Origin of the sequence: Streptomyces sp. NPDC029216 (genome assembly GCF_040648015.1) — a bacterium.
Taxonomy (GTDB): domain Bacteria; phylum Actinomycetota; class Actinomycetes; order Streptomycetales; family Streptomycetaceae; genus Streptomyces.
In genome coordinates this window covers 18336-39995 of record NZ_JBEZWL010000039.1, presented here as the reverse complement: position 1 = coordinate 39995, position 21660 = coordinate 18336, and the positions used below count along the sequence as shown (strand labels likewise).

22 protein-coding genes are annotated in these 21660 nt (G+C 71.1%); 13 read left to right on the top strand and 9 right to left on the bottom strand.

The window, feature by feature from the left end; translation table 11 throughout:
- Nucleotides 1-68: 68 nt before the first annotated feature.
- From AB0F18_RS16795 to AB0F18_RS16785, 3 genes are all read left to right on the top strand, one after another.
- Nucleotides 69-2750, top strand: coding sequence for an ATP/GTP-binding protein (locus tag AB0F18_RS16795; RefSeq protein WP_362060668.1), 2682 nt, complete (start codon nt 69-71; stop codon nt 2748-2750).
- Between the two features lie 339 nt (nt 2751-3089).
- The gene (locus tag AB0F18_RS16790; protein WP_362060665.1) at nt 3090-3734 is read left to right on the top strand and encodes a DUF6313 family protein; all 645 of its coding nucleotides are present in this window, start codon (nt 3090-3092) and stop codon (nt 3732-3734) included.
- 254 nt (nt 3735-3988) lie between these two features.
- A complete protein-coding gene (locus AB0F18_RS16785) occupies nt 3989-4417 on the top strand; it encodes an OsmC family peroxiredoxin (protein ID WP_362060727.1) in 429 nt (142 codons plus the stop codon).
- 157 nt (nt 4418-4574) lie between these two features.
- Here the strand turns inward: AB0F18_RS16785 and AB0F18_RS16780 are convergent, their stop codons facing one another.
- From AB0F18_RS16780 to AB0F18_RS16740, 9 genes are all read right to left on the bottom strand, one after another.
- Entirely contained in the window at nt 4575-4826 is a 252-nt protein-coding gene (locus tag AB0F18_RS16780; protein WP_362060662.1) for a type II toxin-antitoxin system RelE/ParE family toxin, read from the bottom strand.
- Nucleotides 4823-5077: a type II toxin-antitoxin system Phd/YefM family antitoxin gene (locus AB0F18_RS16775; RefSeq protein WP_362060659.1), complete on the bottom strand. Its 255-nt coding sequence runs from the start codon at nt 5075-5077 to the stop codon at nt 4823-4825. Before AB0F18_RS16775 ends, AB0F18_RS16780 begins: the two co-directional genes overlap by 4 nt.
- A gap of 600 nt (nt 5078-5677) precedes the next feature.
- On the bottom strand, nt 5678-6586 hold the full coding sequence (locus AB0F18_RS16770; RefSeq protein WP_362060657.1) for a GNAT family N-acetyltransferase: 909 nt from the start codon (nt 6584-6586) through the stop codon (nt 5678-5680).
- A gap of 1493 nt (nt 6587-8079) precedes the next feature.
- Nucleotides 8080-8949 carry a DnaB-like helicase C-terminal domain-containing protein gene (locus tag AB0F18_RS16765; protein ID WP_362060654.1) on the bottom strand — a complete coding sequence of 290 codons (870 nt, stop codon included), beginning with the start codon at nt 8947-8949 and terminating at the stop codon, nt 8080-8082.
- Nucleotides 8950-9032: 83 nt separating this feature from the next.
- Nucleotides 9033-10427 (bottom strand): replicative DNA helicase, encoded by a 1395-nt coding sequence (gene dnaB / locus AB0F18_RS16760; protein ID WP_362060651.1) that lies wholly within the window; start codon nt 10425-10427, stop codon nt 9033-9035.
- A gap of 86 nt (nt 10428-10513) precedes the next feature.
- A complete protein-coding gene (locus AB0F18_RS16755; RefSeq protein WP_362060648.1) occupies nt 10514-11635 on the bottom strand; it encodes a hypothetical protein in 1122 nt (373 codons plus the stop codon).
- Nucleotides 11632-11778, bottom strand: a complete 147-nt coding sequence (locus AB0F18_RS16750; protein WP_362060645.1) for a hypothetical protein — start codon at nt 11776-11778, stop codon at nt 11632-11634. The genes AB0F18_RS16755 and AB0F18_RS16750 overlap by 4 nt, the downstream gene beginning before the upstream one ends.
- A 701-nt stretch (nt 11779-12479) precedes the next feature.
- A complete protein-coding gene (locus AB0F18_RS16745; RefSeq protein WP_362060642.1) occupies nt 12480-13340 on the bottom strand; it encodes a hypothetical protein in 861 nt (286 codons plus the stop codon).
- Between the two features lies 1 nt (nt 13341).
- Nucleotides 13342-14214: a sigma-70 family RNA polymerase sigma factor gene (locus AB0F18_RS16740; protein WP_362060639.1), complete on the bottom strand. Its 873-nt coding sequence runs from the start codon at nt 14212-14214 to the stop codon at nt 13342-13344.
- A 518-nt stretch (nt 14215-14732) separates the two neighbouring features.
- Here AB0F18_RS16740 and AB0F18_RS16735 point away from each other — a divergent pair.
- The 10 genes from AB0F18_RS16735 to AB0F18_RS16690 all read left to right on the top strand — a co-directional run bounded on the left by AB0F18_RS16735 (nt 14733) and on the right by AB0F18_RS16690 (nt 21629).
- A complete protein-coding gene (locus AB0F18_RS16735; protein WP_362060636.1) occupies nt 14733-15032 on the top strand; it encodes a hypothetical protein in 300 nt (99 codons plus the stop codon).
- Nucleotides 15032-15208, top strand: coding sequence for a hypothetical protein (locus tag AB0F18_RS16730; RefSeq protein ID WP_362060633.1), 177 nt, complete (start codon nt 15032-15034; stop codon nt 15206-15208). Before AB0F18_RS16735 ends, AB0F18_RS16730 begins: the two co-directional genes overlap by 1 nt.
- A complete protein-coding gene (locus AB0F18_RS16725; protein WP_362060631.1) occupies nt 15205-15510 on the top strand; it encodes a hypothetical protein in 306 nt (101 codons plus the stop codon). Before AB0F18_RS16730 ends, AB0F18_RS16725 begins: the two co-directional genes overlap by 4 nt.
- A complete protein-coding gene (locus AB0F18_RS16720) occupies nt 15507-16322 on the top strand; it encodes a hypothetical protein (RefSeq protein WP_362060628.1) in 816 nt (271 codons plus the stop codon). The genes AB0F18_RS16725 and AB0F18_RS16720 overlap by 4 nt, the downstream gene beginning before the upstream one ends.
- The gene (locus AB0F18_RS16715; RefSeq protein WP_362060625.1) at nt 16319-16552 is read left to right on the top strand and encodes a hypothetical protein; all 234 of its coding nucleotides are present in this window, start codon (nt 16319-16321) and stop codon (nt 16550-16552) included. Before AB0F18_RS16720 ends, AB0F18_RS16715 begins: the two co-directional genes overlap by 4 nt.
- Nucleotides 16549-18009 (top strand): hypothetical protein, encoded by a 1461-nt coding sequence (locus tag AB0F18_RS16710; protein ID WP_362060623.1) that lies wholly within the window; start codon nt 16549-16551, stop codon nt 18007-18009. Before AB0F18_RS16715 ends, AB0F18_RS16710 begins: the two co-directional genes overlap by 4 nt.
- A complete protein-coding gene (locus AB0F18_RS16705; RefSeq protein ID WP_362060620.1) occupies nt 18006-18410 on the top strand; it encodes a PA domain-containing protein in 405 nt (134 codons plus the stop codon). The genes AB0F18_RS16710 and AB0F18_RS16705 overlap by 4 nt, the downstream gene beginning before the upstream one ends.
- Nucleotides 18411-18441: 31 nt before the next feature.
- Nucleotides 18442-18789: a hypothetical protein gene (locus AB0F18_RS16700; RefSeq protein ID WP_362060617.1), complete on the top strand. Its 348-nt coding sequence runs from the start codon at nt 18442-18444 to the stop codon at nt 18787-18789.
- The gene (locus AB0F18_RS16695; RefSeq protein WP_362060614.1) at nt 18786-19100 is read left to right on the top strand and encodes a hypothetical protein; all 315 of its coding nucleotides are present in this window, start codon (nt 18786-18788) and stop codon (nt 19098-19100) included. Before AB0F18_RS16700 ends, AB0F18_RS16695 begins: the two co-directional genes overlap by 4 nt.
- 99 nt (nt 19101-19199) lie before the next feature.
- Nucleotides 19200-21629, top strand: a complete 2430-nt coding sequence (locus AB0F18_RS16690; protein WP_362060611.1) for a hypothetical protein — start codon at nt 19200-19202, stop codon at nt 21627-21629.
- The last annotated feature ends 31 nt before the right edge of the window (nt 21630-21660 follow it).

Here is a 21660-nt window from a genome sequence, read left to right as displayed (position 1 = left end):
GTGACGCCCCTTCACCACGTCCCACCTGGGCTTAGGTTGGGCCCACAGTCGATCACCAGGGGGATGCGATGACGGGCAACGGGCGGGATCTGCGGGCGCTGTTCAGTTCGAACGACCGCAGGGTGGAGGCCGCGGAAGCCTTCACCAACCGGCAGGGGCAGTGGGACCTGGTCCAGAGCGCCCTCGGCGAGCACCTGGCCCGCACCGGGGCCGCCTCCTTCGACGCCGAAGACCTGGAGGCGCCGCGCACCAACATCCTGGTGTTCCACGGGGTCGGCGGGATCGGCAAGACCACCTTCTCGCGCACCCTGGAAGCCACCCTCGCCTCAGCCGGGGGACGCCCGGCCCGGTGGGGCGAACCCGCCTGGCCCGCCCGCCCGGCCCTGCTGCCGGTCCGCATCGACCTCGCCCGGTCGGCCGGCACCGACTTCGAGCGCATCGTCTTGACCCTGCGCCTCGCCCTCGCCGCGCACCTGGGCCGCCCGCTGCCCGCCTTCGACATCGCCCTGCGCCGCTACTGGGAGCACCAGCACCCCGGCGAGAGCCTGGAGGAGTACCTGAGCCGCGGCGGGCTGGCCGCCCGGTTCGGGAAGGCGTTGCCCCAGCAGGTGCAGTCCGTCCTCTCGGACGTCGCCCAGGCCCTGCTGCTGCCCGGCACCGTCGGCACCGCGGTCGGCGCCCTCACCGGCGCCCTGACCACCGCGCTGCGCGAGCGCAGGCAGACCGTACGAGCGCTGGCCGCCTGCCACCGCCTGGCCGACCTCCTGGACGCCGAGCCCGACCTCGACGCCCTCTCCTACTACCCGCACCTGCTGGCCTTCGAGCTCGCCCGGCTCCCCGCCGACCAGGCCGTCGTGCCGGTGGTCCTCCTGGACACCTTCGAGGACACCGGCACCCGCACCCACCGCGACCTCGAACGCCTGCTGCAGCGCATGGTGTGGCTGATGCCGAACGCGTTCTTCATCGTCACCGGCCGCGGCCGCCTGCAGTGGGCCGACGCCGCCCTGGAAGGCCAGCTCGACTACACCGGCCCCACCGCCTGGCCGGGCCTGGCCGGTCAGGCCGTCCCCAGCCCCCGCCCCGCCGGCAGCCCGGCCACATCCGGACGGCAGGTCCTCATCGGCGACTTCTCCCCGGAGGACTGCACCGACTACCTCGCCCGCCGCCTGACCCGCGAAGGCCAGCCCCTCATCGCCCCCGAGCTGCGCGAGGTCATCGCCGAGCAGTCCCACGGCCTGCCCCTCTACCTCGACCTCGCCGCCCACCGCTTCCTGGAACTGCACCGCGGCGGCCGCACCCCGTCCGCCGGCGACTTCGGCACCGACTTCCCCGCGCTGCTCACCCGCACCCTCGCCGACCTCACCCCCGACGAGCGCCACCTGCTGCGCGCCGTGTCGCTGCTGGATGCCTTCGACCTGCCGCTGGCCACCGCCACCGCCGGCCTGCCGCACCTGTCGGCCGCCGCCCGGATGGTGGAGCGGCCCTTCGTCCGCCGTGACGACTTCGCCCTGTGGCCGTACCACCTGCACGCGCTGATCCGCTCCACTCTGCGGACCGCCGACGATGCCACCGACGACCGCTGGACCGACACCGACTGGAAGCAGGCCGCGTCCCGCGCCCTGGCCGCGCTCGGCGGGCAGTGGCAGGCGGCCCCCGGTCCGGACCGGCGCTTTCTGGTCGGCTGCCTGCGCCAGGGCCTGGCCCTGGCCCGCGACCACCGGCTCGACCTGGGCTGGCTCACCGACGCAGCCTTCGCCTACACCGACGACTACGTGTGGGAGCCGCTGCCCCTCCCGGCCCGGGACGGCGACGAGGAGATCGCCACCGGCGCGGACGCCCTGGCGGAGCTCCTGTCCGCGCTCGCCCGGCGCCAGCACGAGCACCGCTCCACCACCGTCTCCCGGCTCACCCAAGTCCTCGACAGCGACCTGCTGCCCGCCGAGCTCGCCGACCTGGCCCTGTACTACCGGGCCAAGGCGTACCGCGACCTCGGCCAGGCGGCGGAGTCCCGCGACGGGATGGCCCGGGTCGCCGACGGTGGTGGCCGCCTCGCCCCCGACGCGGCCCGCGGCCTGGCCCACCTCGCCCGTGTGAGCGGCGACTTCCCCGCCGCGCTCGGCACCACCCGCACCCTGGGCTGGCCCGGCCGCGGCAGCCGGGTCCTGGGCGACATCCACTTCGCCCACGGCGACATGACCCAGGCCGCCACCGCCTTCACCACCGCCCGCACAGAAGCGGAGCAGCACGGCAACCGGGGCGAGCAGGCCATCGCCCAGGCCAACCTCGCCCTCACCTGCGCCTTCGCCGACCCCGGCCGGGCCGACGAGGAGATCGCCCTCGCCGAGCACCTCCTGACCGGGCTCGACCAGCGCGCGACCGCCCTCACCGTCCAGGTCGCAGCCCTCGCCCGCCAGGCCGGAACCCTGGCCACCCTCGACGAGGCCTGCGCCCTGCGGGCCGAGATCCACGCCGCGGGCATCACGGCCGCCCAGGCCGTCCTCGAACTCGCGCTCGTTTTCCACCATGCCGTCACCGGCGAGCAGGCCAAGGCCCGGACCGCCATCACTCGCCTCACCGAACTCACCCGGACCGGCGACTACCGCTACTGCGTCGACGCCGCCAACCACATGGCCGGCCTGCGGATGCCCGAACCCTCGACGGTGTCTTGGCTCGATGGCCCCGACACCGTCCGTGCCCGCTGGCGTGACCTGGTTCTGGCCCGCCGCGACCAGCTGCGCGCACAGCAGTAGGAGCGCCGCCCCTCAAGCACTCGGCTCGGGAGGCGGCCAGCTCAAATACTGTCGGACCTGTTGGGACTAACAGGTCCGATGCAGGCGGTGAAGGGCTGGACCATGATCGGTCCGGCCCTTCATCGTCTGCTGCTGTGGGATGTCAGCCGAGGTGGCCGAAATGCCGAGGGGCGACTGCCAAACGGCTACCTGCGGAAACGACCTCCGGGGCCCGGGGTGCCTGGGCCATTGGACTTGCCCTCCACTCGCGACATACCAAAGATCGATTTAGGGTCGAGTGGCCGGTATGCCCGCCCCCGGCGGGATGGCCGTGACAAGCTTCGATCCTCGGAGGCCCCGGTGGTGGACGTACACGCCATGGGCAGGCTGGAACGCTGGCTGTGGCGGATCAGGTGGCTGATCCTGGGCGTCATTGCCCTCTTCTCGATCGAGTGGGGGCTCCTGGGCTGGTCCGATGCTTGGGGAGCCCTGGTCGGCCGAGATACGCCCAAGAACGCTCCTTACCCGTACTTCACCTGGCCGCTTTCCGTCATCGGATGGCTGGTGCTACCAGCGCTGATCGCGGGCGTCGTCGCCTACTTGATTACCTCGCAAGCCGACCGGCGCCGCCGCCAGGCCATTACCCAGATCCAGGCTCAAGGGGGTAATCCGCTGAGGAACGGCTTCACACGCAAGCTCGGCGTCGGACGTGTACCCAGGTGCGAGCGGAGGCTGGACGTCCTTGCCGAGGGGCCGCTCCGTCGCCCCTTCGTGGAGCCCTTCGTAACGCTGCATGACCAGGACAAGGAGCAAGCTGACCGATGTTGGCGCGAGTACGTCAACTACTTGCTCGACCAGTCCGCCGAGGCAGAGCGTGTACCAAGGCGGCACGTGAGATCCTGGGCAGAGGAGACAGCTTTAGCCCATATGTGGATCCTTGCAACTCGCTCGGTCCCTCCCAGCTGCGCTTGGTGTGGCCGGAAGATTCGCGAGGCGCCGAATTAGTCCGCGGAGGCAGGATGCCGAAGAAAAGCGCCGCCGAAATCGCGTGGGAACGCACATATGAGCGTGCTCCGGAAGGGGCTGACGAGGAAAAGGTCAAGCGATTCGCCGACCAGGTCGCCGCCTTCGTAGCTGGGGACGCGGCTCCCGGCACGGCACCTGACATCCTCATCGGCCACCCTTCGGACCTCGAAGGTAGGGACGTCGTAGACCACGCTGTGTCGCCGACCCTCCAGGCCTCGGGCCCTGACCGTAAAGTGGGTAGCACCCGTTCCGCGCACACCGTCTGGAAGGGCAACCTGCTCGAAGGCAACGGCGTCGTCACCTTCCACTCATCCGCCGGCATCGGCGAGCAGCCGGTGTCGTGGTCGTCGCGTGCCGAGCAGGAAGACAGCTCGACCAGCCCCGAGGAACTGATCGCCGCCGCCCTCTCCAGCTGTTTCTCCATGGCGCTGTCGCACGGCCTCGGGGGCGCTGGCACCCCGCCCACCCAGCTCATTACCTCGGCCGAAGTCACCTTCCAGCCGGGTGAAGGAATCACCCGTATCCACCTCGCCGTCGAGGGCACCGTCCCGGGCCTCGACGACGCGGACTTTGTCGCCGCCGCCGAGGATGCCAAGAAGTACTGCCCCGTCAGCCAGGCCCTCACCGGCGTGACCATCACCCTGTCGGCGAAGCTCGTCTGACCCTTGGCACCGTAGCCAGGAGAGCAGGCCCCAAAGCATCACTTTCGGCCCTACTTGTCACTTCGCGGCACCTTCGGGAGGACCGACAGGCCCAGCCGGTTGTCCTTTGGATTCCGAGCTGGGATTCCGAGGCCTTCACCCTCCTGCTGGCGGGATGTCAGCCGAGGCGGCCGACGTGGATGACCACGATGGTGATGGTGGCCTCGGTGATCTCGTACATGACCCGGTAGCGCCCGACGTGCATCCGGCGCAGGTCCGGGGAGCCGTACGGGGTGCTGCCCTCGGGCCGGGGTTGGTCGGCGAGCAGATCGACGGCGTCCATGAGCTGGCGCAGCCCGTCGGCGTCGTCCTTGAGGAACCGGGCGGCCGCGTCGATGGCGGGCTCATCCCAGACGATCGAGTAGGTCACCCACGCTCCAGTCCGAGTCGGGCGCGGACGTCATCGTGGGGCACGGTTGCCACGGTCCCGGCGGACTGGCGCTCGCGATACATGGCCAGGGCCAGGGCGTCTTCGAGGTCGGCCAGTTCCTGGGGGTTGATGAGCACGGCCGCCGGCTGGCCGTGGTCGGTGATCGTGATGCGTTCGCGGGCGTGGGACGTGCGGCGGACCAGTGATCCGAACTTCGCCCGCGCCTCGGTGATCGGCAGAGTGTCACTCATGCACAGAACTGTACACTTCACGCGCCTTGTGGCGGGCTGTTCACTCGGTGAACCGCGCGTGCGCGGACACGGGGCTCTGGCCGTCGCACGAGGGCGGTCGTACGGTCCGGATATGAACGACAGAGGCCCGGAGCCCGGCCCGTGCTGTCTGTGGTGCGGTCGGCCGCTCGCCGAGGGCTCTCCCCTGCGACGGTACTGCGCGCGGCCGCGCCTGTGCCGGGATCAGGCGTACCGCGACCGCCGCCGGGCCAAGCGCGCCCAGCCCGCACGCAATGCCCTCGCTCGGACCGGCTACGACCTCGACTCCCACCTCCACAACGTCCGCGAGGTCCTGCTCCAGGCCGTTCTGCAGGCCGACGCCTGGCCGGGCGTCTTCGCCCTGGCGGCCGCGGGCATCGAGCGCCGCGCCCAGGTGCTGGTGCGCGTGTGCGTCCTCGAGGAGCGCGCCGCCGGCACCTCCTGGCAGAAGATCGGCGAGCCGTTCGGCATCCCGCCGACGCCGCCCGCAAGCGATGGGCGCGCTGGGAGCTCGTCCCGCACCCCGAGGACGACCAGGACTGAGCAGGTTGGTCCTGTTGGACCCAACAGGTCTGCGGACGATCAGGTCGGGCTGCCCGCATGCGCGTCGGCCTGGCGGGGGGCGCCGAGAATCTCGGGGAGGGAGAGCCCGGACGCCTTGCGCAGCTTGGCCGCCAGCAGTGGCTCCATCCCGTAGCGCGCGGCCTCGGCCATGCCGACCTGGACTTCTTCGTCGCTGACCGCGGTCCGGTACATCAGCTCCAGCTTCTCGGCCGCCTCGGCATCGAGGGTCTGGCGCCTGCCGCCGCCCTTGATCGTCAGGCTTCCGTCGACGTTGCGCACCACTTGGGGGCCGTCCACGGGCGGCACGAGGACCCCGGTGATGAGGCGGATTGCCGAGCCGTCCGGCATCTGTGTGTCCAGTGCCGCGACGTCCCGGTGCAGCGGCTTCCACATCTGCACGACGTGGGAGTCGGCGGGCCGGTGCAGGACCATGCCCAGCGGGTCGTGCACGGCGATCCGCTCACCCGGCTCCAGCACGGTGAAGCCCGCCTGCCGGTAATACGGGACCAGGAACAGGGTGCTGGTGGTGAAGGTCCCCAGCATCAGCCGGTACCCGAGGCCGCGGTAGTGGGCTGCGGCCGTCTCGATCAGCCGGTGGCCCAGGCGGCGCCCGCCGGCCTGCGGCGCCACCGACAGCGCCTCCATCTCCACCACCTGGTGGGCGACCCATGAGCGGTGCTCCGGGCTCAGGAGCTCCAGGGAGCCGATCCACCCCAACGGTGGGGCTGCGACCAGCACGCCGAAGACCTCGTCCCGCCGCTGCTGGGCGACCCAGGCGGCGCGTACGCCGCAGGACGGATCGAGACGGTGGCCGTGTGCAGCCGCGTGAGCGAGCTCGGCTCCGTTCTCCGGGCGGGTGAACTCCACCCTCTCCAGCAGCTTCACGACGGCGGCCTCGTCGGCGGGCCGGGGTTCGCGGATCAGCAATCCGCCGTTCGTTGCGCGCTCGGCCCGAACCGCCGCGCGCGATCGCGATGCTCGTCCCACGCCCGTTCAACGACCCGGGGGACGGACCGTGGCGGTCTCGCTCCGGGACTCCAGGCGTCGCGCCCGCCTCGGGAGCTCGCACCACCGGGATGCGACCAGACCAGGCAGGGTCAGGCCCGTTAGACCTAAAAGGTCTGGAGGAGTCCGGCCGGACTCCACAGACCTGCTCGGAGTAGATCGCATATGCGGATGATCTGCCAGGAACCACCCCTTGGCCAGGGCCGATTCCTCCCCACGCCCCACCCGGGCGGGGATGAAACAGGGCCGAGACGGGGCGTGAAGAGGGCCAGGAGGGCCGATCTCCAGCCGGGCGCCCGGGAGTGCCAAGCATGATCCCCGAGCCGCACAGAGCCACTCAGGGACGCGCCGCCTTGCTCTTGCAGTCGCCGCGCGGAGCGCGTCTGTGTTCATCGGCGAAGCCGATGGGGCTTTGAAAGTCGTGCCCGTAGGGCTCCTTTCTATGTTCTGACCTGCACTGACTTCCGGAGGGACGCCCCACAGCGCGGCCCCGTCACCCGAATGGGTGACGGGGCCGCGCCCCCTCCCTTGGGCTATTAACAGGGCCTTGCGCCTTCGGGCGGCCGGACCTGTCCGGCGCATGACCCCTCGTTGCCCGACTCCTCGCCGTCCCCCAGCTCGGTCACAACCCTGGCCCGCTACGCCAGGGGGTCAAGATCGTTTCCTCCGGGACGGGGCGGAGCGGTGCCCCGAGCGGGGGTGGTGGGTACGGCGCGGGCCGTACCCACCACCGGGCCGAGGGCGGCAAAGCCCTGTTAATAGGCGGCGGGGCCGGTGGGGGTATCGGCGGCCCATCACCGTCGTGGTGAACACCGCAAGCCGGTCCACGTCGGGGGCGGTGCCCGCCGGCCTTCGACCGCGGCTCGTACGGGGCCGGCCACCAGGAGAGGAAGCGTGGCCGGGGTCAGTGGGACTGCGGCGAGGCCCCCGCGGACCGGGACCGCGTGCACGCCGAGTGGGGCGCACCTTCGTGGGCTGAGGCCAAAGACGGGCCAGCAGCAGAGGCGGGGTTGCCGTTGGCGGCGAAGCCGAGGTCTCTCTCGCTTGGCCGTCGCCCAGCCCGGCCGAGACGGCGGTGCCGCTGCGGCCAGCGGTACGGGAGAGAGAAGAACTTCTTGGGGGGGCTTATTAGGGGGGAGCGTTTTCCCAGGTCAGCGGAGTGCTGCCGATTTTTTTCCGACCAGGCCGGTCGGAAATCCGTCGGGTCCGGTCGGAAATCCGACCATCGAAACGACCTGGGACTTTGCACATCACCGCAGGTCGCTTCGATGGTCGGAAATCCGACCGGACCCGTGGAGCTGCCCGTCCTGGACGCCGCGAACGACGACGCCCCCGGCGCGGGAGTGCGCCGGGGGCGGAGCCGGTGTGTGACTACGGACGGCACTGTTGCAGACGGAGCGGACAGTGTCGCGGGCTCACGCGGACACGATGTCGGCGAAGCGCGCGTAGTGGACCTGGAAGGCGACGTCGGCCGCGATGGCGGTCCCGGAGCTGCGCGCCTTCGCGACGACGAGGTCGGCCTCCAACGGGCGGGACCTCGGGTCGTACGCGTCCTCACGGTGGACCAGGACCACGGTGTCCGCAGCGAAGGCCACCTCGTCGTGCAGGTCCTCCAGGGCCGGCATCCAGTGCGGCCGCCGCGAGACGGCGCCGAGTGGGGCGGTGGCGACGACAGGGACGGCCAGCTCGCGGGCCAGGGCCTTGAGGGCCCGGGCCGCCTGCCCCAGGGAGAAGCCGGGGCCCACGGCGTCCAGGCCGTCCACCCCGACCAACTGGACCTGGTGCTCGCGCACCAGGCGCCGGGCGTGCTCCATCAGCTGCCCGTCCCCAAGTACGGCCGGGGCCAGGACGAACAGCGGGGCCACCTCGAGGATCGAGCGGGCACGCGCCAGCCGGCGGAGGTCCTCCTCCACGAGCTCGCCTGTCCGGACGTGGTCTCTGGCCACCCGCCCGGCCGTGACCAGAGCGCGAACCATGATCTGCTCCGCGCTCTGCTCGGCGGACGCGAGCAGGACGGGCACCACCACGCGCTCCTCGTCCCGGCCGCCGAGCGTGCCCCCAGCGTTCCACTGGCAGATGTTCTGCAGGAGGGTGCTGCGGCCCAGTCCAGGCCGGGACGCAAGCACCGTCAGCGTGCCCGGCTCCAGCCCACCCATCACGGCGTCGAGCCCCCTCAGCCCGGTCCGAAGACCCGGCCGGTGCCCGAGGCTGTGCGCCGGCGCCTCCCCGCTCTTCGCGAGGAGCTCCGCCATCGTGAGCACGGGCGACTGCTTGGTCCACTCCATCTGGGAGGACGTCCTTTCAACGAAGGGGTGGCCGCACCGGTGCGGCCACCCCAGGGTGGGAAAACAGGCAGGTCACAGGCCGATCAGGTGCTCGCCATGTCGACGAACCGGCTGTAGTGGCCCTGGAAGGCCACGCTGATCGTCGCGGTCGGCCCGTTGCGGTGCTTGGCCACGATCAGGTCCGCCTCGCCCGAGCGGGGCGACTCCTTCTCGTACGCGTCCTCCCGGTGCAGCAGGATCACCATGTCCGCGTCCTGCTCGATGGAGCCGGACTCGCGGAGCTCGCCGATCTGCGGCTTCTTGTCGGTGCGCTGCTCGGGCCCGCGGTTGAGCTGGGACAGCGCGATGACCGGGATCTCCAGCTCCTTGGCCAGCAGCTTGAGGTTGCGGGACATGTCGGAGACCTCCTGCTGGCGGTTCTCCGGGCGCCCCATGCCGCCGGACTTCATCAGCTGCAGGTAGTCCACGACCAGCAGGTCGAGGCCGCCCTTGCTCTGCTTCATCCGGCGGGCCCGCGAGCGGATCTCGGTCAGCGACAGGTTCGGGGAGTCGTCCACGATCAGCGGGGCCGCGTCGATGTCGGGAGTGCGCCGGGCCAGCCGGTTCAGGTCGTCCTCGGTGACCGTGCCCGCGCGGATGTGGTGCAGGGCGACGCGGGCCTCGGCGCTGTAGAGCCGCTGCATGATCTCGGAGCGGCCCATCTCCAGGGAGAAGAAGGCCACGGTGTGGCCGTAGCGGACCGCCGCGGCCCGGGCCATGTCCAGGGCGAGGGTGGACTTGCCCATCGCCGGGCGGGCGCCGATGACGATGAACTGACCGGGCTGGAAGCCGTTGGTCAGGCTGTCCAGGTCGGCCAGGCCGGTGGGAATGCCGTCGATCTTGTCGGTGCCCTTCATCCGGGCGTCGAGGTCGTCCCAGAAGGACGGCACGTCCTCGCGGACGTAGGCGTAGCCGGCGGTCTGCTCCCGGGTCGCCAGCGCGTCGAGGATCTCGGCCTCGACGGAGCTGCGGACCTCGTCGAGCTCGCCGACCTTCGAGTAGCCGAGCTGCGTGATCTTCGTCCCCGCCTGGACCAGGCGGCGAAGGACGGCGTGCTCGTGGACGATCTCCGCGTAGTAGGCGGCGTTCGCGGCCGTCGGCACGGCCTGGACCAAGGTGTGCAGGTAGGAGGCGCCGCCGGCCTTCGTGATGTCACCGCGCCGGGTGAGCTCCGCGCCGACCGTGATCGGGTCGACCGGCTCGCCCTTGCCGTACAGGTACAGGATCGCGGCCTGGATCATCTCGTGGGAGGGGCGGTAGTAGTCCCGCTGCTGCATCGGGGTTTCGAGAACCTCGCCGATCGCGTCTTTGCTCAGCAGCTGCCCGCCGAGCGCGGACATCTCCGCGTCGAGGTTGTGCGGCGGAACGAGCTCGAACCCGTCGCGGCGAGGGCGGGGGTACTCGTCGTCAGGAGCGGCGTGGGGTGCGACGATGGTCATACGGATCTCCTTGGTGAGGTCTTCTGTGGCGGCCGGTTCTTAGCGGGAGTGGCCGCCACAGGCATGTGCGGAACTACGGGTACGGATCACGCGGGCTGACTGGCGCGGAGCCGGGCCAGCAGGTCGGCGCCGTTCACGGACGCGGGTTCGGACCCCTGGCGCTGGCGACGTTCGCGCTCGGCGAGACGGCACGGCGAGCAGTCGCCCTCCTCGAACGCGGGATGCCGCTCGCACATCGCCGGGCCGGAGCGCTGCTTCGGGACCGACGCCTGCGGGGCCTCGGGCCAGGTCATCGCGTCCTCGATGCTCTTCCAGCTCGGCTTCACCCGGCCCATCCACTCGGCCAGTCGGCACAGGTGGTCCACGTCCGCGCCAGCGGCCAGGAGCTCGGCGGCCTCGGCGCCGATGGCGGCCGCGCGCTTGGGCAGGTACGGGTGGCCGCTGGCCGTCATGCCGCTGGCCCAGGCCGCCACCACGGGGGCGGTGGCCGAGACGTCAGCATCAGGGTCCGCGGCGGGCGCCGGCGCGGCCGCCTTCTTCGCCTGCTTCTTCGGCGCGGCCTTGGCGGACGGCGGCTTCGCGGCGGGCGCGGACCGACGGCCCTTGGGCGCCGCAGGTCGCGCCGTGTCCTCTCCCTCGGCGGTACCGGACCCGGCCGGGGCCGCGGGCTGCGGCCGGTTGGAGGTCCGCCGCACCTTGCCGTCGGCGGTTCGGGTGTGGAGCGGGGGCTGCGGCGGGTTCTCCCGCCAGTCGGGGGTGTAGGCATCGAGCTTGTCCCACACGTTCCGCCAGCCCACGTACGCGTCCGGCGGCAGGTCGTTGACCTGGTACTTGCGGAAGGAGTTCTGGATGCCGCCCTTGCCGGTCGAGGTGACCAGCCGTTCGTCGCCGTCGGGGTTCACGACCAGGTCGTGCTCTGCGAGCAGGCGCAGGGCGTCCTTGACCATGGTCGGGCTGCAGGGCTTGTCGTTGATGCCGGGCAGCAGGTAGCACAGCTGGTCCACCGACATCCGGCGCAGGCCACCACCGGTCCGCCGGGCCGTCTCGGAGACCATCGCCCGCAGCAGCAGGTACAGGTGGAGGGCGGTCCGGGTGATGCCGGGCACCAGGAGCACCCAGTCACGGACCTGGGTGTAAGACCAGTAGTCGGTGATGTCGCCGACGAACTCGATGTTCTCGGCGTTCTCGTCCATGACAGGAGCAGTCATCGGGCCACCGCCCCGGCGGCCGGCGCGGTGGTGAAGGCGGTGCTGTCGAGCGCGTTCGTAGTCACCGGGCTGTTGTATGCGCCAAAGCGGACACCCTGCTCAGAGCAGGTCAGCGGGCGACTCAGGGTGTAGTTCGTAGTCATCACGGCGCCTTCGTACGCGGCCGCGACGGTTACCGTCGCGGGCTCCGCGGAGGCGGGCCGGAGGGGGCGGTGCATGAGGTGTTCGGCTCCCGTTCGGGGTAGGAGCCGCACGTCGGTGGGGATCACCCGGACAGCGAGGTCACAGCGTGGGTGGTGCTGCGCATTCCTGCGAATGCTCGCTATCCTGGGCGGTGGTAGCCGGGTCCTTGGACTTGGTACCCGGCGTTACCGCCGACGTACGACTCGGAGCAGTGGCTTCCTAGGGCCTGGGACGAGTCGTGGGCATGAGATGGCCGCTTCCTGTTAGCGCAGGGGCGGCCATCGCCCGTTTTACGGGTCCATCATCGAGTCCGATCTCCGGTTGGGCTGACCGGGAAGTCCGTGGTAAAAGCGGGTCCGACCGCGATCATGCCGGGCCGGAGTCCTGTTGTAACTTGCCGAACGGCGCTTTGGTCCCGCTGTCCCGTCTGCCGGGCGCGAACTTGCGCAGGCGTGCCGCAGGGCGGGATGGCGGCGTGTCGCCGAGCCCAACGTGCGTGCGACCGCATACGGGTACGCGTAGCCTGCTGGCATCGCAGGCACCTCCAGTCCACTTGCAAGGTGCTTGGACGCGGGCGCCGACCTTCCACAACCGGCACCGCGACCGGCAGGCCCCCGCATCGCGGCGGGCCTGTTCGCGTTTTGCGGGCCCATCATCCTCCTCAGCCCACCCGATCGTGGTCAGCGGGCGAACTCTGGGTGTGTCGGGCGTCGTCGAACGTGACGTAGGCGACCGTGGCGTCGTCGCTCACCTTGAACCTGGCCCAGCGGATGCCATCGGCGTCGGATGCCTCGGCGGACCGGGTCTTGGAGATGAGCGCGGCCGGGCCTGCTCCGTCCAGCAGGTCGAGCAGTTCCTCCCAGGACAGCTGATGAAAGGTGTCAGCGAGACGGCTGGCCCCGTCCGACAGCAGTGCCGCCCGTCGAACTTCCGTAGCCGGGATGCTGCCGGTGATGGCGTGGTCTGCGGCTTCCGGGTTGGTGGATGCGACCCAGTAGCCGCCGGGGCTGTTCCGCAGGGTGCGCTGCACGGCCACGAGTTCAGAGACCCGCGCAGCGCGCTCGGGGGTGCCCGCCGGGCCGGCCAACGCTGCCGCCATCTGCTCACCCGCGACGTCCTCGACGCTGGTGTCCGCCACGGCCTTGATCATCCCAGCCGTGTCTAGCACCAGCACGGAGTCCGACAGGACGAGGTAGTCGAGGATGCCCTGGCGCTGACGCAGCATGACCACGGTGGCGGCGGGAACCGCCTCTTGGTCGAGAGCGCAGGTGCCGGAGTGCATCGCGTTGACGTCCTCGATCGCGGTACGGAGCACGTCGGCGAGCGGCTGCTCGTCACCCATCAGTGCGACCAGACGTGCACCGAGCTGCCGGACAAACCACGGCGTGCCGTGGCAGCAGGCCATCGGCAAGTCCTTCGGTGCAGACAGTCCGTCGAGCACCACGACACCGCCGGGGCCTGTGAAGACGCCGTCCTCGTTCTCGTCCCCCACGCCCTTGGATGACGCCGTGGTGATCTGCACGTCAGGCCCCTTCTGGGCGGTAGAAGGGGGTGATGCGCTCGCTTTCGAGGATCTCGCCCGTCGTCGGGTTGAAGCGGCTGGAGATCAGCGTGGAGAAGCGCTTGGCCCGGAGCTCGCTGTGCACGTTGGCCAGTTCGCGGGTCAGCCAGTGGATGACGCCGCCGGAGCCGATGGCGTGGATGCCCGCCACGTACAGGAAGGTTCCCTGGCCGTCGGGGCGCGGCAGCCGGCCGAAGTAGGCGATGTCCCTGTCTTCCCCGCTGTCCATCGGCGAGCGGTAGGTCTTTCCGCTGGTCCGGTCGGTCAGGTGCCAACCCTCGGAGTCCTTGGCGAACCGCAGATGTGGGTCGCCCTCGAGGATCTGCTCCAGGAGCGGGGACAGGCGGGGGCCACAGATGACGACGAGATTGTTCCGGTTGAGGCGGACGTTGCCACCGACCGGAATCGGCTCCAGGGTGCAGGCAAGGCCGACTTCCTCGGCTAGCTCGCTCAGCTTCCCGTAGGTCTGCACATCCGGCGTTGCGATCACTGGGCCCTGGACGGCCTTCTCCTTCCCGTCCTCCAGCTTCTCGGCCAACGCCACGATGACCGTGCCGGAGCCGAGGAACAGACGTTCGGGGGGAGACCCCTTGGCCAGTTGACTAACGCGAGCCTTGCTGATGCCGAGCTCTGTAGCCAACTGCGTGCTGTTCAGGTTGCCCGTCCGCAGGGCTGCGTTCATGGCTTCGTTGCGGACGGCCTGGAGTTCGTTGCCGTAGTCCTGCACCCGGCCGGTAAGGCTGTGGGCGGATTTGGCCCGCTCAAGAGGGTCGGCCAGTTCCTTGAGCTGGGACAACGCAGCATCTAGAGCTGCGTCGAGCTGTTCCTGATCCATTCGTGCCTCCCTTCGTAGGGTCCTGTTTAGCGCATTTAACCGTAGCTGTTCAAGGTGCTTGACGCGTCGGCGGGGTCGCCCTATGGTTTCGATGTCGCCAGGTTAAGCGGCCTTAACCGAATCGGTTGAGCGCCCTGTACCTGCACGTCAAAGCACTTCTTGTACCAGCGCAGCCGCTCAGCTTCATGCGGCTGCGGACGGCACCTCCATGCCTTTGGCGGACTTGGATCCGGCTCCTTCGGGGGCACGGCCGAGACCTCGCTGGCTCCTTGTGAACTCAACAGTGGACTGAGAGAGAAACAGCTTTTGCGCTGGTCGTGGCCATGTGGGCCGCCAGCGCGAGGTGAACGTCCAGACAGATTCGGCCCGGCGCATCGCCCGTACGGGATGTGCCGAGGCCGTGGCCGTCTGGCCGCCAGCAACAACTCCCCCGCCCGAACGGGCGCGGCCCCGGATCAGGTGCTCGAACACCCCCGGGGCCACTTCGGAATCCAGCTCACGACAGGAGTGGACCCGCAATGATCAGTATCCCCAACCCCGCCGCCGGCACCCTCGCCGCCGCCCTCAAGCTCCGCGACGACGCCTCGCAGATCCTCGGCGTCGACGTCGACCTGGTCCTCGGCCCGCCCGTTGGCATCGAGGGCGCCGCCGCCCGCCGGGCCCGCGAGGACGCCCTCGCCGACATGGTCGACACCGGCTTCGTCTCCTTCGAGGCGATCCACACCCGCGGCCTGGCCGTCACCGAGCAGCTGCGCGAGCTCGGTGAGCTGGAGCTCGCCGCCGGCCTGCTCGACCTCGACCTCGGGGCGGTGGCCTGATGACGAAGACCACCCGCGAGCTCCTGGCCCACGTCCTGGAGCGGGTCAGCTCCCGCCCGGAGGAGTGGACGGTCCGCGACACGCAGACGATCACCCGGCTCCGCGCGGCCGCCGAGTGGGAGGAGGCGTCCGAGAAGGTCGCCGCCGTCCGGACCCGGACCGGGGTGGCGGCATGAAGCGCCTCGCCCCCGCCTTACGCGACCTGTTCCGCTCCGGCCTGGAGATCACGGGCCGGATGCCGTCGCAGATGCTCCTGCTCCTGGTCCCGCTGCTCGCGGTACTGGCCTACGGCTCCGGGACGGTCCTGCTCGACGCGCTGACCGCGCTGGTCACCGCCGTCGCCGCCCTCACCAAGGCCGTGTGCTGGCTGGCCGCGCTGGCCGTGAGCGCCCGCCTGCTGCACCGCCTGGCCGAGCACCACCTCCGCAACGCCCCGCCCGCCGCCGCCCCCTCCGAGACCCGGGAGTCTGCCGCATGATCCGGATGATCCGCACCAAGAACCTGCGCGCCCTCCAGGAGGGCGCGGCCCTCGCCTCCGTCCTGGAGGAGCAGCTCGAAGAGGCCGAAGGCGCGGTCGAGGCGTTCCGAGGAGACCTGGACACCCAGGACGAGAAGAACCGGGACCTGGAGGAGGAGCTCGGCGGGGTCCGCATCGAGCTGGCGGCCTCCGAGTTCCGCAACCACGACTTCGTCCGGCTGACCGGCCTGCTGTTCCGCGCCCTCGACTACGCGGGCAAGACGGCCGAGGCGCCCCTCGAAGTGGTCCTGCACGATGGCCGGGTCCAGGGGATCTACCGGGACCGGGCGGCCGCGAAGGCCTCCACCCCGTACGGGGACCGCGACGGATGGGGCCCGGTCCCGGACCCCGCCCCCGAGCCGCTCGGCTGGATGGTCGAGCAGGCCACCCCGCCGCGGCTGGCCGCCCCGCCCGACGCACAGGAGATCGAAGACCTGCTGGAGAGGGTGGAGCGCCCGGACGCGGAGCGCCTGGCCGAGGCCGAGCGGATCCAGGAGCTGACCGCCGCGCTGGAGACCGTCCGCGCCCAGCGCGAGACGGCGATGAAGGACACCGACACCGCCGCGACCGCGCTGACCGCCGAGGCCCTGGCCTACGCCCTGCACCGGGCGGCCGTGGCGGAGATCGCCTCCGAGATCGCCATGACGCTGTCCGCCGGCGACCCGCGCGCCTCCGTCCTCGCGGTCTCCGGCCTGCTGCTCAAGAACGCCGACGTACTCGGCATCGACCCCACCCCCGCCATCCCCGCCCAGCAGAAGGGAGCGGTCGCATGAGCGCCGCCAGCCTGAAGTTCCGCCGCCGCGGCCCCCGTCAGGACTGGACGGCCGCCGACTTCGACTCCTACGCGGTGCTCGCCGAACTCGGCGTGAACCGCCCCGCCGAGCGGGTCTCCCACGCCCGCCGGGGCCGGCCGCTGCGTCGCGCGTACCGCGCCGCCCTGCGGGCCGCCGCCGTCTTCCACCTCATCCCCGCCCCGATCCGAAAGGAGGTCGTCAGCCGATGACGATGTACAGCACCGAGACCCCCGTCAACGGCCAGGACCGGGAGGAGCCGCCGTTCGGGTCGGCGCCGATCCCGGGCAGCCGGGGCGAGGAGAAGCGGGCCAACCTGCAGGTCCGCCGCACCGAGGACCGGGCCGACCGGCGCGAGGCCGCTGAGGAGCGGCGCCGCGACCGCGAGCACAAGCGGCGGATGAAGACCGAGGCCAAGAACGCGAAGGTCGGCCTCGCGCTCCAGAAGAAGGCCGAGCGGCAGAAGCTGCGGGCCAAGCGCCGCAAGGAGCGGGCGGGCCGCCTGGTCGAGCTGCGCGAGAAGCTCTCCCACCACATGCCCCTGTGGGGCCTGCCGGTGGTCTTGGTCTCCCTCGCCGTCGGTGCCTCCGGGCAGGCCGACGCCGCGCTCGCCGCGGGGATGGGCTGGGCCTCCGGCGGAGTCCCGATCCTCACCGAGGGCATGACGCTGACCCTCGCGGGCCTGACCGCCCAGGCGATCGAGCAGCGCCGCCCGCACGGCTGGCTGATGCGGGCCACCTGGGCCACCGCGACCGGCGCGGCCGCCATCAACGCGGCCGGGCACTACATCGCCGGAGCGGCGGACGGCCCCGACAAGGCGCTCTACCGGGCGGTCCTGTACGCCGGCGCCTCCATGCTCGGCCTGATCCTGTGGTGGATCGTCATGCGCTCGAAGCGGGCGGCGATCTCCGGGCGCAGCGCCGAGGAGACGATCCGGTGGAAGCGGCTCGGCCGCAGGCACCCGATCCTCGTCCGCCGCGCCCGCCGCGTCGTCGACAACACCGGCCTGAGCCTGCCTGAGGCGTACGCGATGGTGTGGCAGCGAGTGAACGGCGCGGCTCCCGGCGAGCCGTCGATCCGGGAGATCCGCGCCTCGCGCCGGGCGAGCTTCAAGCGCGCCCAGGCCGAGGCCTGGGACGGACGCACCCGGTTCTCGCGGACCGAACCCGTTGCGGTCGCGGTGGTTCCCGCCGTCGTCGAGCCGGAGCCGGAAGCGGTTCCCGAATCCGCGTCCGAATCGGTTCCGGAGGTGATCCCGGCTCCGTACCTCCCGGTCCCGCTGGTGGTTCCCGGACTCGACGGGCAGTGGATCGCGCATCGCGTCCCGGTGCACCCGCTGGACACCTGGACGCCCTTCTCGAAGGTGGGAAGCGAAACGGCCACAACCCGCTTCCCGCAAGGGCAGGAGCCGCTTCCCGACCCCACCCCGGACGCGTCCGGGGACGAGGACGGGACGCAGTCGGACGAGGCCCAGGAGCAGGTCCGGGAACAGGTCGCGGACGACCGGCTCGACAGGGCCCGCGCCCTCGTCGAGCAGGCGGCCCAGGAGGGCAAGAACCTCCGCCGCCACCCCTCGAACCGGCAGATGGCCCGACACCTCGGGTGCCGCCCGGGAACCGCTCGCGAGTACCTGACCCAGGTCCTGGGCGAGAGGGGAATCAGGCGATGACGGTTCCCGAAGCGTTAGCCGGAACCGTCTACGAGGCGGCCCTGGGACGCAGTAACGGGCACTGTGAGTGCGACCTGCAGGAGCCCGGGAACTGCGGACTCGGCCCGGTGAAGTTCCACTCCACCGGCCAGCGCTGCCACGAGCGGGAGACGTACCGATCCCCGCTCGTGGTGGCTCCGGCCGACCCGGAGGTCTCCGACCGGGACGCCATCGGCCTGCCCGTCGAGGCGGTCATGGTCCTGTGCCGCGGCTGCTTCGTCCGTCGGCGCAACAAGACCGACAAGGTCCGCGCAGCCCGCAACCAGGCCGCACTCCTCGCCGATGAGAACGCCCTCTTCCCGTCGGACCTGTTGGGGCCAACGGGTCTAACCAAGCCTGAACAGCAGCGTGACGCGGCCTGACCCGCAGCGTCCGAATCCCGAAAGGCATCCCATGAGGCAGCGCATCGTCAGAGGCGCCCGCTACACCGCCGGCCTGGCCGTCGGCATGGTCCACATGCTGCTCGCCCTGTGGGCCGGGTCGGCCGCCGGCGGCTGGGCCTGGCGCCACGGCTACACCCTCCCGTACGACACCAGCTCCTCGGCGGGACTCTCCGCCGCGATCGTCTTCGGCCTGCTCGCCGCCGGAGCGGTGCTCGTCCTCCCGGAGCCCTGGATGACCCAGGTCCGCTTCCTGGTCTCCGGCCGCCCGCTCGCCCCCTGCCCCGCCTGCGGCGTGCTGGCCCAGCCGCCCGCCGCGCACAACGACGCGAACACGACCCCGAAGGAGATCGCACAGTGAGCGCTTCCGCCGCCAAGACCGCCCGCCGCATGCCCTGGCGCCTCGCGGTGCTCGTCCCGGCCGCCGCCTTCGTCATCGTCTGGCGCGGCATCCCCGGCCTGACGCCGATGCTCACCTTCACCTGGATCGGCGCCCTGCTCACCGGCGGCGGCCTGGTCCTCGCCGGGCTCTACGGCCCCCAGGCGATGGCGGCCATGGCCCGCGCCCAGAAGGAAGCCGCCGCCCACCGCAAGCTCAAGGCCGAGAAGGCGGCCCGCAAGGCCGCCGACGAGAAGACCGACAGGCAGCTCCGCCGGAAGTACAAGCTCTAGCACCGCCCGCGCACTTGCAGATCGCGGGGCCCGCAGCTTGCCCGGCCCGGGCCCCGCACCCCTCCACCCCCCGAAAGCCAGAGAGCGAGGAAGCTCAGCATGACCGACATCTCCCCCGAGTCCGCACCCGGCGGCCCCGGCGACGAGCGGATTCCGGACGACCTCTCCACCCTGTTCGCCGACGACCCCGCGAGCCTGGACCGGCTGGAGAAGGCGGCACGCGCCTCGGTACGCGACACCCGGGCCGGGATGGCGGACGCCACCACCGGCAGCAAGCGCGAGATCCCCGTGCCCGTGCCGCCCGCCGAGATGGTGGCCGGCGGCCTGGTCTTCGACGACGACGACCAGGAGCACGAGGGCGGCGCAGCGGTTCCGGCCCCCCGGAAGTCCTCCGGCGGCTGGAAGTGGCAGGACGCCTTTCCTACCGGCACCTTCGACTCCGGTGTGTGGGCCCACCGCAAGAAGGTGTTCCTGCACGCACTGGCCCGGCACGCCGGACACAGCCACGTCTACGCCTGGCGGCTGTCCAAGCTCTCCGGCCTCGGCATGATGGCCGGCGCCCGCGACTCCTGGCACTACTACACCGCCCAGGAATACGCGGACATGGTCGACACGGCCCGCCGCAAGAACCTCAACCCCGACATCATTGCCGCGCTGCGCGAGGAGCGGAACGAGACCGCCCGGGCCCGCCGCCGCGAGACGATGCTCGTCGCCACGACCACCGCCGTGCTCACCGTCATCGCGGCCGCCGTCGCCGTCGCCGACGTCTACGGCCTGCTCGCCTCCTCCCCGGCCGCCGTGCTCATGCTCGGCATCCTTTCGGCCATGGGCCTGCGCGAGCACAAGCGCCGCAACCCCGACGAGGCCCTCTCCCAGGTGTTCGCCATGCCGTTCGGGACCGGACCGGACGTCCCGCTCACCGACACTCTGCTCAACCGGGTGCTCCGCCTGGCGAAGGTGTTCACCAAGGACGACCAGGAGATCACCCTCACCGAGCCGATCCGCCCGGCGGAGATCAAGGGCGTCGAGGCGAAGTTCAAGCTGCCCGACGAGGTGACCTTCTCCCAGGTCATGGCCAAGCGCGAGGCCATCGCGGCCGCGCTCGACGTCGAGGTGCACTGGCTCGACATCCAGCAGGACGGTTCCCCCTCCCGGGTCTCCTTCTGGTACTGCACCTCCGACCCGTTCGGCGAGGCCCGCACCTCCCCGCTCGTCGACAACCCCGAGCGCACCGACGTGTGGAAGCGCGGCATCCTGATCGGCTTCAACCGGCGCGGCCTGCCGATCTACCTCAAGCTCCGGCACGTCATGGCGCTGCTCGGCGGGATGAGCCGTACCGGCAAGGGCATGATCCTGCGCAACCTGATCTGCGGCCTGGGCCTGGACCCCAGGGTCAACCTGCGCCTGGTCGCCGGGGCCAAGCCGGGCGAGCACCGCGGCTACGCCCCGATCTGCAGCACGTTCTTCGGCCGGCGGCCCGAGCGGCTGATCGCCCTGCTGGACGCGCTCCTCGCCGAGGCGTACCGGCGCGAGGACTACCTGGAGGAGCAGGGCCGGGCCAAGCTCGGCGAGAAGGACCTCGACCTGTTCCCGCTCGAAATCCTCATCATCGACGAGTACAAGCAGTACGCGTCGAGCAGCATCCGCCTCCCCGACCCCACCGACGAGGAAGGCCGGAGGACCTTCAAGGCGGCCGACCGGATCGCGGAACAGCTCGAAGAACTCGCCGCATTCGCGGCCGCGCTGAACATCACCGTCCTCGTTTCCACGCAGGACCCGGACGCGAACACCATTCCGCGCGGATACAAGAGCAATTCCGGGGCGCGAGTCGCGACCCGCACCGGCGGATCGGTGCAGACCAACGCGATCCTCAAAGACGGCGCCACCGGCGCGGGCCTGCGCGCCCACGACATCCCCGAATCCCTCAAGGGCGGCGCGATCGTCGACATCGACGGCGCGCCGGGCGAAATCATCCGCGGCTTCTTCATCGAGGACGAGGAATACGACGGAGCGGCCGACATCATCGCCGCCGGGCGCGAACTGCGCGAGGAACTCGGACGGGCCCCGGGCCAGTTCGCGGACCAGGTCGAGGAATACCTCATCGCCGTCACAGGCGCGTCGTCCATGGCCGGCGGGCCCACCGGCTCAGGCCGCCCGGGCCCGAGGACGGGCACCGCGGTACTGGAGAAGACCACGGTCCTCACCCTCATGCTCGACGCGTTCGCCAAGGCCGGGAACGTCGACCGGCTGCGCACCGCCGACCTCCTGCAGCACCTCGCGGTCCTGGACCCCGACACCTGGAGCTGGGAGGCCCTGGGCGTAGACGAGGTGCCCGAGGACCACGAGGACTTCAAGACGGCCACCTCCGCCTACAACCGGGCCGGGGGCCGGCGCCTCGCCGAGGAGATCGCCAAGGACCTCGAAGGGACCGACCGCGAACTCGTCACCCGCGAGTGGACGGTGGCCCCCAGGGGCCGCGGCTACCTCCTCGCCGACGTCCGCACAGCCGCCGGGATTGCCCCGGAATAGCCCATGCGACGGCCATACGACGCGATGCGTC

What these genes read in the sequence shown, in the direction of transcription:
- AB0F18_RS16740 (WP_362060639.1), bottom strand. Translation starts at nt 14,214, where the DNA reads ATGGATCAGGAACAGCTCGACGCAGCTCTAGATGCTGCGTTGTCCCAG.
- AB0F18_RS16795 (WP_362060668.1), top strand. Translation starts at nt 69, where the DNA reads ATGACGGGCAACGGGCGGGATCTGCGGGCGCTGTTCAGTTCGAACGAC.
- AB0F18_RS16725 (WP_362060631.1), top strand. Translation starts at nt 15,205, where the DNA reads ATGAAGCGCCTCGCCCCCGCCTTACGCGACCTGTTCCGCTCCGGCCTG.
- AB0F18_RS16710 (WP_362060623.1), top strand. Translation starts at nt 16,549, where the DNA reads ATGACGATGTACAGCACCGAGACCCCCGTCAACGGCCAGGACCGGGAG.
- dnaB (WP_362060651.1), bottom strand. Translation starts at nt 10,427, where the DNA reads ATGACCATCGTCGCACCCCACGCCGCTCCTGACGACGAGTACCCCCGC.
- AB0F18_RS16715 (WP_362060625.1), top strand. Translation starts at nt 16,319, where the DNA reads ATGAGCGCCGCCAGCCTGAAGTTCCGCCGCCGCGGCCCCCGTCAGGAC.
- AB0F18_RS16775 (WP_362060659.1), bottom strand. Translation starts at nt 5,077, where the DNA reads ATGAGTGACACTCTGCCGATCACCGAGGCGCGGGCGAAGTTCGGATCA.
- AB0F18_RS16730 (WP_362060633.1), top strand. Translation starts at nt 15,032, where the DNA reads ATGACGAAGACCACCCGCGAGCTCCTGGCCCACGTCCTGGAGCGGGTC.
- AB0F18_RS16765 (WP_362060654.1), bottom strand. Translation starts at nt 8,949, where the DNA reads ATGGAGTGGACCAAGCAGTCGCCCGTGCTCACGATGGCGGAGCTCCTC.
- AB0F18_RS16755 (WP_362060648.1), bottom strand. Translation starts at nt 11,635, where the DNA reads ATGACTGCTCCTGTCATGGACGAGAACGCCGAGAACATCGAGTTCGTC.
- AB0F18_RS16735 (WP_362060636.1), top strand. Translation starts at nt 14,733, where the DNA reads ATGATCAGTATCCCCAACCCCGCCGCCGGCACCCTCGCCGCCGCCCTC.
- AB0F18_RS16700 (WP_362060617.1), top strand. Translation starts at nt 18,442, where the DNA reads ATGAGGCAGCGCATCGTCAGAGGCGCCCGCTACACCGCCGGCCTGGCC.
- AB0F18_RS16690 (WP_362060611.1), top strand. Translation starts at nt 19,200, where the DNA reads ATGACCGACATCTCCCCCGAGTCCGCACCCGGCGGCCCCGGCGACGAG.
- AB0F18_RS16750 (WP_362060645.1), bottom strand. Translation starts at nt 11,778, where the DNA reads ATGACTACGAACTACACCCTGAGTCGCCCGCTGACCTGCTCTGAGCAG.
- AB0F18_RS16705 (WP_362060620.1), top strand. Translation starts at nt 18,006, where the DNA reads ATGACGGTTCCCGAAGCGTTAGCCGGAACCGTCTACGAGGCGGCCCTG.
- AB0F18_RS16720 (WP_362060628.1), top strand. Translation starts at nt 15,507, where the DNA reads ATGATCCGGATGATCCGCACCAAGAACCTGCGCGCCCTCCAGGAGGGC.